The 14,470-nt window shown below is 70.7% G+C and carries 16 protein-coding genes; 11 read left to right on the forward strand and 5 right to left on the reverse strand.

Annotated elements, in window-relative coordinates; all coding sequences use genetic code 11:
- Positions 1–71: 71 nt before the first annotated feature.
- Together ASG53_RS05030 and ASG53_RS05035 are read right to left on the reverse strand one after the other, a co-directional pair.
- The gene (locus tag ASG53_RS05030) at positions 72–962 is read right to left on the reverse strand and encodes a MerR family transcriptional regulator (protein WP_056130731.1); all 891 of its coding nucleotides are present in this window, start codon (positions 960–962) and stop codon (positions 72–74) included.
- A gap of 112 nt (positions 963–1,074) precedes the next feature.
- The gene (locus tag ASG53_RS05035; protein WP_056129258.1) at positions 1,075–1,608 is read right to left on the reverse strand and encodes a CGNR zinc finger domain-containing protein; all 534 of its coding nucleotides are present in this window, start codon (positions 1,606–1,608) and stop codon (positions 1,075–1,077) included.
- 93 nt (positions 1,609–1,701) lie between these two features.
- Between ASG53_RS05035 and ASG53_RS05040 the strand changes: the two genes are divergently transcribed.
- Positions 1,702–2,574, forward strand: coding sequence for an alpha/beta fold hydrolase (locus ASG53_RS05040; protein WP_056129261.1), 873 nt, complete (start codon positions 1,702–1,704; stop codon positions 2,572–2,574).
- Positions 2,575–2,587: 13 nt separating this feature from the next.
- On the opposite strand, the gene ASG53_RS05045 is transcribed toward ASG53_RS05040, so the two are convergent.
- Complete coding sequence (locus ASG53_RS05045; protein ID WP_235533835.1) at positions 2,588–3,214, reverse strand: GntR family transcriptional regulator; 627 nt, start codon at positions 3,212–3,214, stop codon at positions 2,588–2,590.
- Positions 3,215–3,956: 742 nt separating this feature from the next.
- Between ASG53_RS05045 and ASG53_RS05050 the strand changes: the two genes are divergently transcribed.
- Positions 3,957–4,547 carry a hypothetical protein gene (locus tag ASG53_RS05050; protein WP_056129267.1) on the forward strand — a complete coding sequence of 197 codons (591 nt, stop codon included), beginning with the start codon at positions 3,957–3,959 and terminating at the stop codon, positions 4,545–4,547.
- 27 nt (positions 4,548–4,574) lie between these two features.
- On the opposite strand, the gene ASG53_RS05055 is transcribed toward ASG53_RS05050, so the two are convergent.
- Positions 4,575–5,159, reverse strand: coding sequence for a siderophore-interacting protein (locus ASG53_RS05055; RefSeq protein WP_082543790.1), 585 nt, complete (start codon positions 5,157–5,159; stop codon positions 4,575–4,577).
- Between the two features lie 120 nt (positions 5,160–5,279).
- On the opposite strand from ASG53_RS05055, the gene ASG53_RS05060 reads away from it, so the two are divergent.
- The 6 genes from ASG53_RS05060 to ASG53_RS05085 all read left to right on the forward strand — a co-directional run bounded on the left by ASG53_RS05060 (position 5,280) and on the right by ASG53_RS05085 (position 11,389).
- Positions 5,280–6,107: a DUF4184 family protein gene (locus ASG53_RS05060; RefSeq protein WP_235533836.1), complete on the forward strand. Its 828-nt coding sequence runs from the start codon at positions 5,280–5,282 to the stop codon at positions 6,105–6,107.
- A 164-nt stretch (positions 6,108–6,271) separates the two neighbouring features.
- Positions 6,272–7,435, forward strand: coding sequence for a GNAT family N-acetyltransferase (locus ASG53_RS05065; RefSeq protein ID WP_082543880.1), 1,164 nt, complete (start codon positions 6,272–6,274; stop codon positions 7,433–7,435).
- Positions 7,436–7,556: 121 nt separating this feature from the next.
- Positions 7,557–7,955, forward strand: a complete 399-nt coding sequence (locus tag ASG53_RS05070; protein ID WP_156382666.1) for a hypothetical protein — start codon at positions 7,557–7,559, stop codon at positions 7,953–7,955.
- Positions 7,952–8,149 carry a hypothetical protein gene (locus ASG53_RS05075; RefSeq protein ID WP_056129280.1) on the forward strand — a complete coding sequence of 66 codons (198 nt, stop codon included), beginning with the start codon at positions 7,952–7,954 and terminating at the stop codon, positions 8,147–8,149. Before ASG53_RS05070 ends, ASG53_RS05075 begins: the two co-directional genes overlap by 4 nt.
- A gap of 168 nt (positions 8,150–8,317) precedes the next feature.
- Positions 8,318–10,318 (forward strand): sigma-70 family RNA polymerase sigma factor, encoded by a 2,001-nt coding sequence (locus tag ASG53_RS05080; RefSeq protein WP_056129284.1) that lies wholly within the window; start codon positions 8,318–8,320, stop codon positions 10,316–10,318.
- A gap of 222 nt (positions 10,319–10,540) precedes the next feature.
- A complete protein-coding gene (locus tag ASG53_RS05085; RefSeq protein ID WP_156382667.1) occupies positions 10,541–11,389 on the forward strand; it encodes an RNA polymerase sigma factor in 849 nt (282 codons plus the stop codon).
- Positions 11,390–11,448: 59 nt separating this feature from the next.
- Here the strand turns inward: ASG53_RS05085 and ASG53_RS05090 are convergent, their stop codons facing one another.
- Positions 11,449–12,735, reverse strand: a complete 1,287-nt coding sequence (locus ASG53_RS05090; protein ID WP_056129291.1) for an FUSC family protein — start codon at positions 12,733–12,735, stop codon at positions 11,449–11,451.
- A 93-nt stretch (positions 12,736–12,828) separates the two neighbouring features.
- Between ASG53_RS05090 and ASG53_RS05095 the strand changes: the two genes are divergently transcribed.
- From ASG53_RS05095 to ASG53_RS05105, 3 genes are all read left to right on the forward strand, one after another.
- Positions 12,829–13,317, forward strand: coding sequence for a MarR family winged helix-turn-helix transcriptional regulator (locus tag ASG53_RS05095; RefSeq protein WP_056129294.1), 489 nt, complete (start codon positions 12,829–12,831; stop codon positions 13,315–13,317).
- A gap of 141 nt (positions 13,318–13,458) precedes the next feature.
- A complete protein-coding gene (locus tag ASG53_RS05100) occupies positions 13,459–13,974 on the forward strand; it encodes a septum formation family protein (RefSeq protein ID WP_056129297.1) in 516 nt (171 codons plus the stop codon).
- A gap of 75 nt (positions 13,975–14,049) precedes the next feature.
- Positions 14,050–14,442: a DUF4280 domain-containing protein gene (locus tag ASG53_RS05105; RefSeq protein WP_056129299.1), complete on the forward strand. Its 393-nt coding sequence runs from the start codon at positions 14,050–14,052 to the stop codon at positions 14,440–14,442.
- Positions 14,443–14,470 lie beyond the last annotated feature (28 nt).

Consider the following 14,470-nt stretch of genomic DNA (forward strand, 5'->3'; position numbering starts at 1 on the left):
GGCCCAGGACCGTGCGGCTGACCCGGGACTGTCGTCTCCGGGCAGGCACATCTGCCCGGAGACCGTCGGCTCTAGGGCGCCGACGCCCCGAGCTGTACCGCCAGCTCCATGCAGCGCACGCGGGCCGGGGAGACGTCGTACGGCATGCTCCAGATGACGTCGGCCACGCTCTTGGCGCGGGAGCCGTCTGCCGGGTCGGGGTCGGGCATCGTGTCGCCGTCCTCGGGCGGATGCCGCTCGTCCCATGCCTCGAAGATCGCGTCGTCCTCCGCCAGCTGACCGGACTCCTCGATGACGCGCATCAGCTCGGTCTCGAAGGCGGCCCGCTCGGCCGCCACCTGCGCCACCCGGGGGTCGTCGACGGCGACCGTGTCGTCGAGCGCCGCCTCGGCGGCGTCCACGCGGTCGGCCTCGGCGCGCAGCTCTGGATCGAGGGCCAGGGCGAGGAAGCGGCCCGCCTGCATGACGGCGCCGAGCGGACCGAAGACTCGTTCGGTGACCAGCAGGGTGTCGAGGTCCTCCTGGCGCAGCGAGCCCTCGGGCGCAGCCGCGAGGCGACCCGAGACGAGGTCGTCGAGCAGCCCCTGCCGGCTGCCGAGGGCCCGCATCCGCTGCACGGTGGCGCGCCTGCGCTGCAGCTCGGCCTCCTGCGCTGCGAGGGTGTCCTCGAGCCGGGCCAGAACATCGTCGACCTCGCCCTCGTCGCCGTGACCGTCGGGTGCAGCGCCGGCGAAGGCGTCGCGGATGTCCTCGAGGGCGATCCCGGCGTCAGCCATGCGTCGGACCCAGAGCAGGCGGATGATCTCCTCGTAGCCGTACCGGCGGCGGCCGTCGCTGCCCCGCTCGCGCTCCGGGAGCAGTCCGACCTGGTGGTAGTGGCGGATCGTCCGGGGAGTGATGCCGACGAACGCCGCGGCGTCGCCGATCAGGACCTCACGGGGCGGGGGCGGGAACAGGGGCATGGTCGACCTCTCGGAGCGGGACTGGACGTGCTTCGAGCAGACCACATGACGCTGCGGCAGGAGCAAGGTGGCCTGACGTAGGACGCCGCCCCGGCCCCGTCACCCTCACCGGTTACGTAGAGGCCGTCGGGGTGACGCCGGTGGCTTCTCGCTTCCGGTCGTAGTGCCGACGGGCTTTCATGCGGTTCCCGCAGACGGCCATCGAGCACCACTGTGCGCGGTTGCCGTGGCTGCGGTCGATGAGGAACAGGCGGCAGTCGGGGTTGCCGCACGAGCGGAGCCTGCCCGGTCGGGTCTGCTCGAGCTCGCTCCACGCGATGACGGCGCGGGCGGCTAGGAGGCTGTCGTCGGGAGCCTGCAGCTGCCACTGCAGGGTGCCGGAGCTGATCGTCGGCACCTGGGTGACGTCTCGGAGGAACGGGGCGAGCGACTGGGGTTCGGCGTCTCCGCGGACCACCCCTTGGAGCAGCTCGCGGACCTCGCGCACCAGCGCCACCTCGTGGGGTGTCCCGGTGCCGCCACGCTCCGACGTCCAGGCGGCGGCGGTCGCGTCGTCGCTCAGGGCGTCGACGATCTTCTCGCCCACCACCGGGGTGGAGTTGAGCAGGTCGAGCAGGAGGACTTCGTTCGAGGACACGTCAGCCATGAGCTCAGTCTAACCCCATGGTCGCCGATTGACAGGTTAGAGATTGCCACCTACGTTGTGTCTAACCACACAAGACGATTGAAGGAGTTAGATATGGTCCAGGTCCACCACCGTGAGCGCACCGTCGACGGGCACCAGATCTTCTACCGCGAGGCGGGCGACCCGGCCGCCCCGACCCTCGTGCTCCTCCACGGGTACCCGACGAGCTCGTTCATGTTCCGGCACCTGATCCCGCTGCTCGCCGACAGCTTCCACGTCGTGGCTCCCGACCACCTCGGCTTCGGGCTCTCTGACGCACCGAGCACGAGCGAGGTCGACTACAGCTTCGACCTGCTGGCCGAGATCACCGAGGGACTGCTCGCCGACCTCGGGGTGGATCGCTACGCGATCTACGTCCAGGACTACGGCGCACCCGTCGGCTGGCGGCTCGCCCTGCGGAGGCCCGAGGCGATCACGGCGATCGTCACCCAGAGCGGCAACGCCTACGACGAGGGCTTCGTCGAGGACTTCTGGGAGCCCGTGCTCGCGTACCAGCGCTCGCAGGACGCCACGACGGAGGCGGCGATCCGCGGGGCGCTGAGCCTCGACGCGATCCGCTGGCAGTACGTGCACGGAGTTGCCGACACCACGCTCGTCGACCCGGAGGCATGGGTCCACGACCACGCCCTGGTCTCGCGCCCCGGCAACGACCTCGTCCAGCTCGCGCTCTTCCGCGACTATGCGACCAACGTGGCCCTATACCCCCAGGTCCACGAATACTTCCGCACCAGCCAGGTGCCCCTGCTGGCAGTCTGGGGCGAGGGCGACGAGATCTTCGGACCCGACGGTGCGCGCGCCTTCAGCCGGGACCTGCCCGACGCCGAGGTCCATCTGGTCCCCGGCGGGCACTTCCTGCTCGAGAGCGCCGTCCACGAGGTGGCCGACCTCATCCGCGGCTTCCTCGGATCGAGGGTCGCCGGAGCCTAGCTGTGCTCGGCCGTCAGAGGTTGTAGAAGCTCTCGATCGCGAGCTCGGCGCGCACCCCGTCGTGGGCGGCGATCGCAGCCTTCAGGTCGTCCATGTCTCGTGCCAAGGAGACGGGGTCGAAGTCTTCGGGGGAGAACGAGCGGGAGGCGTGGAAGTGCGCGGCCTCGAGGACCGATCGCGTGGCGGTGGTGAGCACCTCGTTGGAGCACGCGTCGAGGAAGGCGTGCAAGAGCGGCAGGTGTGCATCGGAGATGGAGAGGGCATCGTTCTCCCTCCAGGATGCCTGCACCTGGCTGGCGCACTCGCTGAGCCGGGCTGCGTGCTCGTCATCGAGCGTCGGGACGGTGATCCGCGCGATACCGCCCAGCAGCGCACCGATCGTCTGGGTGTACTTGGTCAGGCGGGTCGGGTCGGGCATGGCGACCCGTGTGTGGCTCTGCGCCCGGGTCTCGACCAGGCCTTCTTCGACCAGGTCGTGGATGGCTGCCCGGAGTGGCACCCTCGAGACCCCCAGCCATTCCAGCAGCTCGGTGTCGTTGAGCCTCTCGCCAGGCTGAAGCGTGCCGTCGAGGATCGCTGCCCGGATCGTCTCTGCGGCTCTCTCGCGAGCCGACGGCAGCCGGGGGTCCTTCCGGTTCACCGACGGGACTGGCACGTAGCAGGCCTTCCGTGGGGTGCGATGGTCAGCGCCCATCGTAGCGGCGGCGACAGGTGGCCTTGATGGGACCGTCATCCAGGTGGGTGCGTGATCGATCTGTCGTTCGGTGGCTCGTCCGAGGGGTGGTGGCGTGGGACCAAGAACCCAGACCGCCAACTAGGATACTTAGTATCTTTGCAGTAGTGGTTCACCTCGCCGGTGAGGGGAGCACCCCCGCCCCTGCTGACGAGAGATGCACCATGCACGTACCCCCTCCTCTCCACCTGTTGATCGGCGTGTGCTTGGTCGGAGGGCTGCTTCTCCCCTCGCTGGGTCACGGCGTGCTCTCCTCGACGATCTCGCAGGCTGAGGCGTCTCGGCCCGCTGCCGCGAGTCTCCCCTCGTCGAGCGGTCATCCATCCGCCTCGTGGACGCCAGGTCCTGCACGGTCGGTGGACGTCTACGAGAACCGTGGCTCGAGGGCCCCCGCCCCAGACGCGCTCGCTCTGGTCTTGCTCGCGACGACCCTCGTGACCGTCGTGGTCGCCGGTGCTCTGTGGTGTCGGCTCCAGGGGCCAGTCCGCACGAGACGCGCTCGGCGCGTCCCGACGAACTACCGAGGTCGGTGCCCAGGGCTCAGACGGCGGCTGATGTCGCCTGCCCGTGCACACACTGACTCCGCTGACGGCACCAGGGCTGACGGCCGGCGGTGCGTGCGCGGAGCGATGAAGGCTCGGAGGTAGGCGTGCTGGAGTCGTTCGCCGACGAGGTGCTCGTCGAAGAGGTTCGTGTGGGCAACCTCGACGCCGGCCTCGTCTTGTGGAGGCGTCACATCGAGGACTGCCGGGCGGCTGTGTCCGCGGTCCTGGACGACTCGGCAGCTGTCGATCGCTCGATCCGGGGGACCTTCGCGCGAGTGCTCGGGGAGATCCGTGACGAGACCGACCCGCTGGCGACCTTCGGCACGTACCTGCGCACGACGATGCTGCTCGACGCGAGCCTCGGAAGCCTCGACACCACCGCGCCGCCGATAGCACGCGCTTTCGTCGACCTCACCAGGCTCGATCAGCTGATCTTGTGGGCATCGCTGGTCGACCGTGCGCCGCGCATCGAGCTGGCGCTGCTGGGGTCGATCTCACCAGACGACGTGCCTGAGCGGCTCCGTGCAGCGACCACGCGCCTGCATGTCAGATGGCTCCTCCATCTCGCCGACGCCGGTCAGGTCGATCGTGCGTGCCGTGACGGCGAAGGAGAGATCGACGGTCTGATCGACGACCTGCTCGACGCGCTGCTCGGTCTTCCGCGCGCCGCAGAAGCTCCCCGCAGGAGCCCGTGAGGCCAATGAGTGGTCTGGTCACCACGCTCAGCGGTGCACGCAGACGGCGCGCTTCTGGGGTCCGCTCGGACCTGCATCCTGGACGTCGCGGGTCTCGCACCCGCCATTCGTCCAGTGCCGGGCCCGCGAGGACCAGGCCCATCGCTCTGAGAGACCCCAGAGCCCCGCGCGCTCGAGGATCTCGTCCCAGTAGATCTCCGCCTCGGCCTCTGTACGGGCTCCGAGCGTGGCGCGCTCGTAGTCCGCCAGGAGAGCGTCTGACCGCTCGTGGTACCGGGTCAGCCAGCGTTCCTTGTCGTCTCGCCAGTACCCGACGAGCGCCAGACGGTGTGCGTCCATCTGCTGCTGGCCGCGGAAGTGCTTGCGCAGGCTCCGGCCGACGGAGGCCTCGCCGGCGAACCACACGTAGCCGTCTCCGGGCGGTGTCTCGTAGGAGGTCGCGGCCTCCGCCATGAGGGAGGCCGAGCGGCCGTTGCCCGCGACCATCCAGCCGATCGTCACGGCAGCGTCCTCTGCGTGCTCGAGGATGTGATCCGAGTGCGCGACCTCGGCGATGGCGTGCACCCGGACACCGGCGCAGTGGCTTGGGCGCGACAAGGTCTGGCCACTCATCCCACGGGTGGACGTGACTCACCCGAGAGTCGCTCTATGGTTCTTCCAGCCCCTCAGGACCGGTGGCTCGCACCTGGTCGAGGTCAGCCTTCTCCCCGTGCACACTCCTCGAGGTAGTCCATGCCCTTGACCTTCGTCCACCCCGCCGCCGTCCTGCCACTCATGCGTGGCCCTCTCGTCGGCGCGGCCCTCGTAGCGGGGGCGCTCGCACCGGACATCCCGTACTTCCTGCGGGCTCTGCCCATCCCCGTCAGTGCGCAGTCGTGGTGGGAGCCCTTCCTCAACGCCACCACCACGCACAGCTGGCCCGGGATCCTCACCGTCGCCATGCCCCTGGCCCTGGTGCTCTACCTCGCGCTCGCCCTGTGCCAGCGACCTGCCCGCTGGGTGCTGCCCGCGAGCTCTGGGCCAGAGAGCATCATGAGGGCGCCTGTCCCTGTGTGGCTGCTGCGCGTCGTGGTCTCGCTCGCGCTCGGTGTGCTCACCCACGTGGCCTGGGACTCCTTCACCCACAGTGATGGGTGGATCGTGGAGAACGTCGCCGCGCTCAGCACCGAGGTGATCGGTTCCCTCACCTGGGCTCGGCTGCTCCAGCATCTGAGCACCGCTCTCGGCCTGCTCGCGATCGTGGTGTTCGCCGTGCGCCACCGTGATGCCTGGCTCACCACCATCGACACCGCTCGCCGCACGCGGTTCCTGCGCATGACGGCCGTCCTCGTCGCCTCGGCTGTCGTCGGCCTGATCACCGCAGCTCTCGTGCGGTACGAGGCTGGTGCAGGCGTCGAGCACCTGCTCTCTGACGCCGCCATCGGCGCCGGTCTCGGTGCAGCCGGCAGTGGTGCCATGGTGGTCGTCGCGTGGTGGACGATCCGACCTGACCGTCGACCGGCGAGCCAGGCGCACGCACCTCAGCAGCCGCCCCGAGGACGATCGTCTGCGGTGGGATGAGCGGGTTCGGTCGTCGGGCCTAGCAGTGCGCGACGTGGTCGTGGAAGGCGCGCAGAGCCGCCTCCGTCTCGCTGCGTCAGCTGTCTGTCAGCGTCCCGGTGCAGTGCCACCGGCGACGACTATTTCCGTTGACCGCCTGACCTGCGGGAACAACCATGGTCGCCATGAGCACCACCCAGGGGACGAACCCCGACCGCACCTTGCCCACCCCGAGCGACCGATGGACCGTGTCCGTCGTCGCCCTCCCCGAGTCCCTCGAGAGCCAGGGCGCCGAGCCCTTCCTCGGCGCCTGCGACGTCCAGCACGCTGTCGAGACAGCGACCTGGGGTCACGGCGACCTGTACCTGCCCCCCGAGATGCGTCTGGCGATCATGCGCGACGCGAGCACGACCGAGCGTCTGGCTCTCGTGGCGACCCGTGTCGACATCGAGGGCGAGCCGGCACGAGAAGACGTCGTCGGCGCGGCCTTCCTCGCGATGGAGCTGACCGGCAACACGCACCTGGCGACCTTCGACGTCAACGTCCGCCCCGACACGCTGCGCTCGGGCGTGGGCACGGCGCTGGCCGACGCCGTCGAGGCGATCGCCGCCGAGCGCGGCCGCACGACCCTGGTCCTGGACGTCGGGCACGCCGGCGAGCCGCCGGCCGACGCCGAGGACGTCGTGACCCCGCCGACAGGTGCAGGGCGCATCGCCGGGGACGCGCCCGGTGTGGCCTTCGCCCGCGGTCGCGGGTACGTGCTCGAGCAGGGCGAGCGGTACAGCGTGCTGCACTTCCCGCTGGCCGACGACGGGGTCGTCGACAGGTTCCTCGCCGAGTCCCTCGCCGCGGCAGGCCCGGACTACGAGGCCGTCACGTGGTACGACCGCTGCCCTGACGAGCTGGTCGAGCAGTACGCGGCGCTCTCGACCCTCATGTCGACTGCGGTCCCGGTCGCGGGCCTCGACCTCGTCGAGCACGTGGTGACCGTCGAGGAGGTCCGTCAGACGGAGCAGACCGCGCGGGACTCGGGGAACGACGTCATGACGACGGCTGTCCGCCACCGTCCGTCCGGTGAGCTCGTCGGCTACAGCGAGATCCAGATGCCGTCCTCCTACGGCTTCCTCGCCTTCCAGGACGACACCCTCGTCGCACCCGCGCACCGCGGGCACCGCCTGGGCATGCTCCTCAAGGCGCAGAACCTCGTGGCACTGCGCACCCTGCGCCCTGAGCTCGAGCGCCTGCACACGTGGAACGCCGAGGAGAACCGGCACATGCTCTCGATCAACGAGGCGCTCGGCTTCGCCCCGACCGGCGTCGTCGCGCTCTGGCAGAAGCGCGTGGCCTGACGACGGAGGGCTGACGGCGTCGACCTTCGGGTCGACGCCGTCGTCGCACCTGCGATGTGCGTGGCCAGTGGGGAACCAGTCCCCATACGCGGGGCCGGGCGGGAGTGGCTACGCTCCGGGCATGACGATCCCATCTGCTGCCCCCGACGATCGCACGCCATCAGCTGCAGAGGCCGCTGGTGAGGCCTCTCCCCGGGTGCGGCTCCCCGGCGTCGCGACGGCCCTCTTGGTGATCTCCCCGGTGTTCCTCTTCTTCGGTGCCGTCCACTTCATGGCCACGGGGCCTCGCGGGTACTTCGACAACGCCCAGAACCAGGCCGTGGTGGGTCTGGTGATCTTCGGGGTCGGGGTGGGGTTCCTGCTCGCCGGGCTGGTCCTGGTCGGTGTGCGGACGATCGCCCAGCAGCAGCTCGACCTCCTCCGGTCGATGATGCGCCTGTCGGGGGCTCGAGCGCTCGAGCAGGACCCCGCAGGGCCGTCGAGCGCTGGGCTCGGTCGCCGTGAGGGAGGTGCATCGTGAAGCTGCTTCTCACGTCCGGAGGCATCACCAACCCGAGCCCGAGGGTCTCGGGGGTCGACGCCGAAGCCCTCGGTCAGGCGACCGGGACTGTCGTCGACGAGGTGTCCTCGCACGACGACGTCTCCGGGGTGATCTCTTCCGAGGTCTCGAGGTCTCGAGGTCGCGCTGAGCTGCTGGGGAAGGCCCGTGGGTAGGGCCGACGTGCTGACAGAGACGCGATCGATGTGGCGTACATCACAACTTTGCTCCGTATGATGGCGTCATGCGAGCGGCCCAGAGGTGTCTTGCACTTCAGAGGGATGCCGTCGGCCGTGCACCATCACGAGTGCCGTCCTCCGAGGCGGCACGAGGGAGGGGGAGCTGTGGAGCAGACACCGGTCGACTGGTCGCCTGGTGACAGGGCGGTCGCTCGGTCCGGCGTGCAAGGACGCGGGGACCTCGAGGCGCCGCACGGGGCAGACCTCGAGAGGCTGAGCGACGAAGAGCTCGCAGGTCGCGCCAGGGCCGGTGACCCCGTGCCGTTCGAGATGCTCTGGCGACGTCATGCCGATGCCGGTCGCAGGGTCGCGAGCCGTTTCACGGCTGCCAGCGACCCCGACGACATCGTCCAGGAGGCCTATCTGCGCATCTTCTCCTCTCTGGGACGCGGACGAGGTCCAGACGGGCCGTTCAGGCCGTACCTCTACCAGACCATCAGGAACATCGCGATCACCTGGTCGCGCCAGCAGACGTCGAGCATCGAGCTGCTGGCAGACCTCAGCGACGGCACCGACCTCTCCGAGTCGGTCCTCGAGGGGACCATGACCGCCACCGCGTTCCGCTCTCTGCCCGTCCGCTGGCAAGAGATCCTCTGGTACACCGAGGTCGAGGGCCTCGAGGCAGCCGACATCGCGCCGTTGCTCGGGATCAGGCCGGGTGCCGTCTCGGCCCTGTCCTACAGGGCCCGAGAGGGCTTGCGGCGAGCCTGGTTGCAGGCGCACGTGAGCTCGACGGCCTTGCCCGAGGAGTGCCGATGGTCCGCCGAGCGGATGGGAGAGGCCAACCGTGATGCGCTGAGCCCCACGAACAGAGAGCGTTTCGACCGCCACCTGGAGGGGTGCTCTCGGTGCACCCTCACGCTCGACGAGGTCGACGAGGCCTCTCGGCGTCTGGGCCTGGTGCTCGTCCCGATCCTCGTGGGAGTCCCCTGGTCGACCCTTCAGGGGGCCACCGCTGTGCCTGCGGTCGGGGTGGTGACGGGGTCCTCAGCCCCACCTCCAGGCGGTCGGGTCGGTCGGTGGTCGGCGTTCTCGTCGGGCGTGCAGAGCGGCTCCCGCGTGTCCGTGCGAGCGCTCACCGTGCTCGTCGCGGTCCTCGTGACGATCTCGGCGGCCGTGGTGCTGGCCTGGGGGGTGCTCCGCGACACGACTGCGGAAGGATCCGGAGGCGCTGGCAGGACAGCATCTGCCGCCCCTGTCCCCGACCCTGCGCGCAGCGACGAGCCAGCGGAGCCCGGCACGCTCGACGAGCCGTCGGCCCCCGTCGACCTGGGCGCCGTCGACGGTGCCCCGCTGCTGCCCCCTGCGGACCCGGCCGAGCCCTTGGTCTCCGGAGGTGAGCGGACGGGGTCGACGACGACCACCCAGACACCGACCCCACCCGGTGGGGTCCCGGGGGCGACGAGCGGGAGCGAGGACAGCCCGGGCCTGCACGAGCCGGCTCAGCCGATCCTGCCCGAAGAGCCGGGCACCCCTGACGGTCCGAGCATCCTGGGGACCGACGACCGCCCCGGTGCCCCGACGCTCACCGGTCCTCCCGCAGAGGAGCCGCTGACGGTCTTCCCAGGTCTCTCGGGTGTCGCGGCTCCGGACTCGTTGGTGGTGATCTCGACCGTCGCGGGCGACAAGCTGGCTGCTGCCCGCGCTGATGCCCGCGGGACGTGGTCTGCCCTCGTGTGCACGGGCGCGGTCGGCGAGTCCTCCGTGTGCTCGGCCGACGGAGAGTCTCTGGCGGTCGTGGCCCGCGTCCTCGACGAGCGCACGGGTCTGGTCTCAGAACCGTCTGGAGCCCTCAGCTGGACCTTCGAGAGGCCGACGGTCGTGCTGTCGAACCCCGCAGGGGGGCCGTTCGTCAGCGGGGACATCCCTGTCGAGCTGGCCGGATCAGCGGGTCAGGTCGTCCAGGTGATCATCGACGGCACCCCGACAGGTCGATATCACCTGTTGCCGCAGTCGGGGGTGCTCGTGTGGCGGGACGCCGCAGCGGGGTCGCACACCGTGGGCGTGAGGTACGTGACTGTCGCGGGCGAGGGGACCGGCGCAGCCCCGACGGCCTTCGGCCCGGTCCGGACCATGACGGTCACGGTCGAGCCTGCGGCAGGGTAGGCGAGCGGAGCAGCGGAGCCGAGGCCAGGACTGCTGTGCGCCGGAGGCTCCCGGTGGTGGTCTGCGGAGCGTCCCGGCGCAAGCCGCAGAACCGTGGTCCGACGATCCGTGGAGGCCGGAGAGAAGACGGTGGCACTCTCGCGTCATGCTCGCCCCTCGGCCGAGTCTCTCTGATGAGAGGGCGTGGCACCAGGCCGCGCCCGGTCGAGATCGGAGGCGTCCGTGGGACTCGAGACCCCGTCCAGCTCTCTCGTGGTTCCCACGGTCGGCACGAGGGCGCAGGTGCGCGCGCTCGGTGACAGCGACATCGCTCTCGTCGAGGCGACCCGTACGGGCGACCCCGACGCGTTCCTCGAGCTCTGGACCCGCCACGTCGAGGCTGTGGCGCGTCTGGCCCGGCGGCTCGTCGCGGACGAGAGCGCGGTCTCCTCCGTGGTCAACGACGCGTTCGCGGTCGTCATGATCGACATCGCCCAGGACCGCTACGCCCACGACCGGGTAGGTCTGGAGCCGTTCAGGCTCTCTGTCTACACGGCTGTCGCCGACCTCCTCGGCCACCCTCGCCCCGGTGGCAGGTCATCAGCCCCGGTCCTGCGAGCGCTGCACAGACTGCCACCTCGGATGCAGTCGGTCGTGTGGTACGTCGACGTCGAGGAGATGGGGTGGGGCGAGGTCGAGAGGCTCGTCGGCGAAGGGCCCGCCGAGGTGCGCACTGCGTACAGGCTGGCCCACACCACCTTGCGTGCTGAGTGGGTCATGGACCTGCTGGAAGACGAGACGGTCCCCGACGGGTGCGTGTGGAACCTGCGGCGCACCGGGTCACGGGCTGCTGGGTGGCTCTCGTGGTCGGCGGCCAGGCGCTACGACCGGCACCTGCGCGGCTGCACGTGGTGCCAGGAGCTCGCCGAGGCACTCAGGTCACCAGCCTCTGTGCTCGCCCACGAGGCCCGCCTGGTGTTCGACGTCGCTCCGCGCCCAGAAGACCGTCAGAGCCCACCGCGGTCGAGGACCTCGTCCCAGGAGATCTCGGCCCCGGCCTCTGCGGGCGTCTCGAGCGTGGGGCGCTCGTAGTCTGCCAGGAGAGCGTCAGGCTGCTCGTGGTCCCGGCCGGCCCCAGGCCTGGGCGCGCGCTATCGCCCTGCTGTCTGCTCCCACCTGTCGTGCACCACGACAGTCATGAGCACCCCGACCGCCGCACCCAGCACTGTCGTCAGGGCCCGGTCGAGAGCCAGCGACCCGTCTGCCGGAGCCCCGAGCGACGTCATCATCAGTGCCATCGGCGTGATGACGAGCATCGCGACGGCGTAGTTGCGCAGCACGAGCAGCTCCGTGACGACCTGCATCACGACGACCACCCCGACGACCACCCAGAACCCGAGGTGCGCCTCGAGCAGCGGCCAGGCGAGGAGTGCGCCGACCGCTGTGCCGACGGCACGCTGGAGGGCGCGCGGGGTGTTGGTGTGGATGTGCCGGCCCTGGAGCGCTGCCGCCGCTCCGACCGCCGCCCAGGCCGTGTGACCCCAGCCGAGGGCCAGTGCGGCGAGCGAGGCGAGGAGCGCGCCGATGCCGATCCGCAGGACGGGGACTGTCACCTCGCCCGAGCGCACGGTCTCCCGCGCTACCTGGAGCAGGGAGCGGCGCTCGGGGACCCGCAGGTCGGAGTCGACGGTGACCGACGCGCTCTCGCCGTCTTCTACCTCGACGAGCAGCAGCGCGAGGTCACGGGCCGCCGGGGCGGTGCGACGGTGGCTGAGGTCGTCGGCGAGGACCTCGCGGGCCTGGGCGAGCCGGGTCGGGTCGAGAGGCTCGGTGCGCAGCGCGCGCCGCACGGCGAGTCCGGCGGGCTCGCTCGGGCGCAGGACGTACCCGGAGAGGCAGACGAGCCACGCGAGCACAGCACCCCCGAGGGTCGCCCCGGTCCGGACGCCGACGTCCGTGAGGCTCGGGTCTCCGGCGACGGCTGCCCCGGCGGCGAAGATCGCCATGACCGGTCCGGGCGGACCTGTCCGGACGGCGAGGGTGAGCAGGCTGGTCCCCGCGGCGACGAGCGCCACGACGAGCATCTCGACAGGCGCGGGCCACCCGGCGAGGGCGGTGAGCGACGCGACGGCGACGGCCCCGGTGATCATCAGCCCGGCGATCCCGACGAGCTCGGCCCGGCGCCTGTAGGGAGCCCACCTCACGTAGACCGACGCGAGGGCGCCCAGTGCGGCACAACCAGCAGCACCCGGGAGCCCGGACAGGTGCCCGAGGACGAGTGCGGCCCCGACGGCGAACCCGGCACGCAGCGCGGCGGCGACCGTCGCGTCGGCCGGCTGCATGGTGAGTGCGGCGGCGAGGTGGCTCGTCGAGAGCAGCCCGCGCGCCGCAGCGCGTCGCGTCGCAGGTGGTCCGGGCGGGGTCGTCGTGGTGGGCACGGGGGAGTGGTGTCCTCTCAGGGGGGGGGGAAGCTGTAGTCTCACGACAAGTGTTTCACAAGTATTTTACTGAGAAAATAGTTGGGGGCTGAGATGGACTTCACGGAGCAGGTCGTCGCGCAGTGGGCCGAGCAGCGACCCGACCTCGACGTCTCACCCGTGCTCGTCGTCGGACGGGTCATGCGGATCGCCGCAGCGCTGACCGCCGCGAGCGATACCAATCTCGCCCCCGAAGGTCTTACCCGCGGGGAGTTCGACCTGCTCACAGCTCTGCGGCGGGCTGGTCGGGCGCTGCGACCGAGCGAGATCACGACGGTCACCCGGGCCTCGGCAGCGGCGATCACCAAGCGCCTCGACCGCCTCGCCGACGAGGGGCTGGTAGAGCGCACGGGGACCGAGCGGGACCGGCGCGTGGTGCTCGTCACCCTGACGCCTGCGGGCGTCGAGACCGTCGACAGGCTCTTCCCCCGCCAGCTCGAGCGAGACGCCGGGGTGCTCGCCGGGCTCGACGCCGACGAGATCGCGGTGCTCGAAGGTCTGCTCGCCCGGATGCTCCGCACGGTCGAGGCCCCGGCGCTCTGAGCGCGGCACAGCCCAGCCTCAAGTTCAGTAGTGATTGCGCTGGTGGCCCGCCCGAGCGCTCGCGGACGATAGACGCGGACCTCCCCGCCCCCGCGAGCAGGCCACGGTGCGCCCGAGCGGCGGCGAGAGACTGGAGCAGGCGTGGACGCAGCAGGACGTCGACCCGGCGCGCGACGCCCGGGCCCGACCCGCGCTGCCCGCAGCCTCGTGCCGCTGGCGCTCACGGCTGCGACCCTGCTGCTCGGCGCCTGCTCAGGCTCGGACGACGAGGGCGAGGGTGTCTCCGTGCTCGACCTCGAACCCGGTGCCTGCATGCTCGCGCAGGCCGAGGTGACGACCGAGGTCGAGTCCCTCACGACAGTCCCCTGCGACGTCGCGCACCAGCAAGAGGTCTACGCCAAGGTCCCCTACACAGCCCCCGACGGCACCGTGGGCGACTTCCCCGGAGATGCGACCCTCCTCACCTTCGCTGACGGTGCCTGCGCCGAGGCCTTCGAGGGCTACGTGGGTGTGGACTACCGCGACTCGACCCTCTACTTCACCTATCTGCTCCCGTCAGCCCGCGGCTGGGACCAGGGGCCGGACCGCGACGTCCTGTGCCTGATCACCACGACGGGGTCCACGCTCACCTCCTCGGTCAAGGGGTCGGCGACCTAGAGGACGGCCCAGCACCACCCAGCACCACCCAGCACCACCTAGACCCGAACCGCACCCGCTGAGAGGACCACCCCGATGGGAAGCCCCGCAGTCGTCACCTCGGCCGTCGTCACCTGCCCGATGGGCGCAGCCCCGGCCACCCTCACGGTCCTGCCGACCAGCCGCGTCCTCGTCGAGGGCCGCCCCGTCGCGACGGTCCGCGACATGATCCCCTTGCTCAACATCGCGACCTTCGGCATGTGCATGTCGCCCGCCAACCCCACGGTCGCCGCGGCCACGGCTGCAGCCCTCGGCGTCCTCGTGCCGATGCCGTGCGTCCCCGTGCTGAGCGCGCCGTGGCTCCCCGGGTCCGCCAAGACACTCGTCGGTGGCGCACCCGCGACCTTGCAGAGCAGCACCTGCCAGTGCGCCTACGGAGGCGTGGTCCAGGTGGTCGTCCCGGGTGCCACCAAGACGATGATCGGCTGAACCAGCACCTCGCAGCAGGCACCGAGAC

The organism is Sanguibacter sp. Leaf3, from assembly GCF_001425965.1.
Lineage (GTDB): Bacteria > Actinomycetota > Actinomycetes > Actinomycetales > Cellulomonadaceae > Sanguibacter > Sanguibacter inulinus.

Excerpts from the sequence above, each read along its gene's own strand:
- ASG53_RS05030 (WP_056130731.1), bottom strand. The coding sequence starts at position 962 with ATGCCCCTGTTCCCGCCCCCGCCCCGTGAGGTCCTGATCGGCGACGCC.
- ASG53_RS05035 (WP_056129258.1), bottom strand. The coding sequence starts at position 1,608 with ATGGCTGACGTGTCCTCGAACGAAGTCCTCCTGCTCGACCTGCTCAAC.
- ASG53_RS05040 (WP_056129261.1), top strand. The coding sequence starts at position 1,702 with ATGGTCCAGGTCCACCACCGTGAGCGCACCGTCGACGGGCACCAGATC.
- ASG53_RS05055 (WP_082543790.1), bottom strand. The coding sequence starts at position 5,159 with ATGAGTGGCCAGACCTTGTCGCGCCCAAGCCACTGCGCCGGTGTCCGG.
- ASG53_RS05060 (WP_235533836.1), top strand. The coding sequence starts at position 5,280 with ATGCCCTTGACCTTCGTCCACCCCGCCGCCGTCCTGCCACTCATGCGT.
- ASG53_RS05065 (WP_082543880.1), top strand. The coding sequence starts at position 6,272 with ATGAGCACCACCCAGGGGACGAACCCCGACCGCACCTTGCCCACCCCG.
- ASG53_RS05070 (WP_156382666.1), top strand. The coding sequence starts at position 7,557 with ATGACGATCCCATCTGCTGCCCCCGACGATCGCACGCCATCAGCTGCA.
- ASG53_RS05095 (WP_056129294.1), top strand. The coding sequence starts at position 12,829 with ATGGACTTCACGGAGCAGGTCGTCGCGCAGTGGGCCGAGCAGCGACCC.
- ASG53_RS05105 (WP_056129299.1), top strand. The coding sequence starts at position 14,050 with ATGGGAAGCCCCGCAGTCGTCACCTCGGCCGTCGTCACCTGCCCGATG.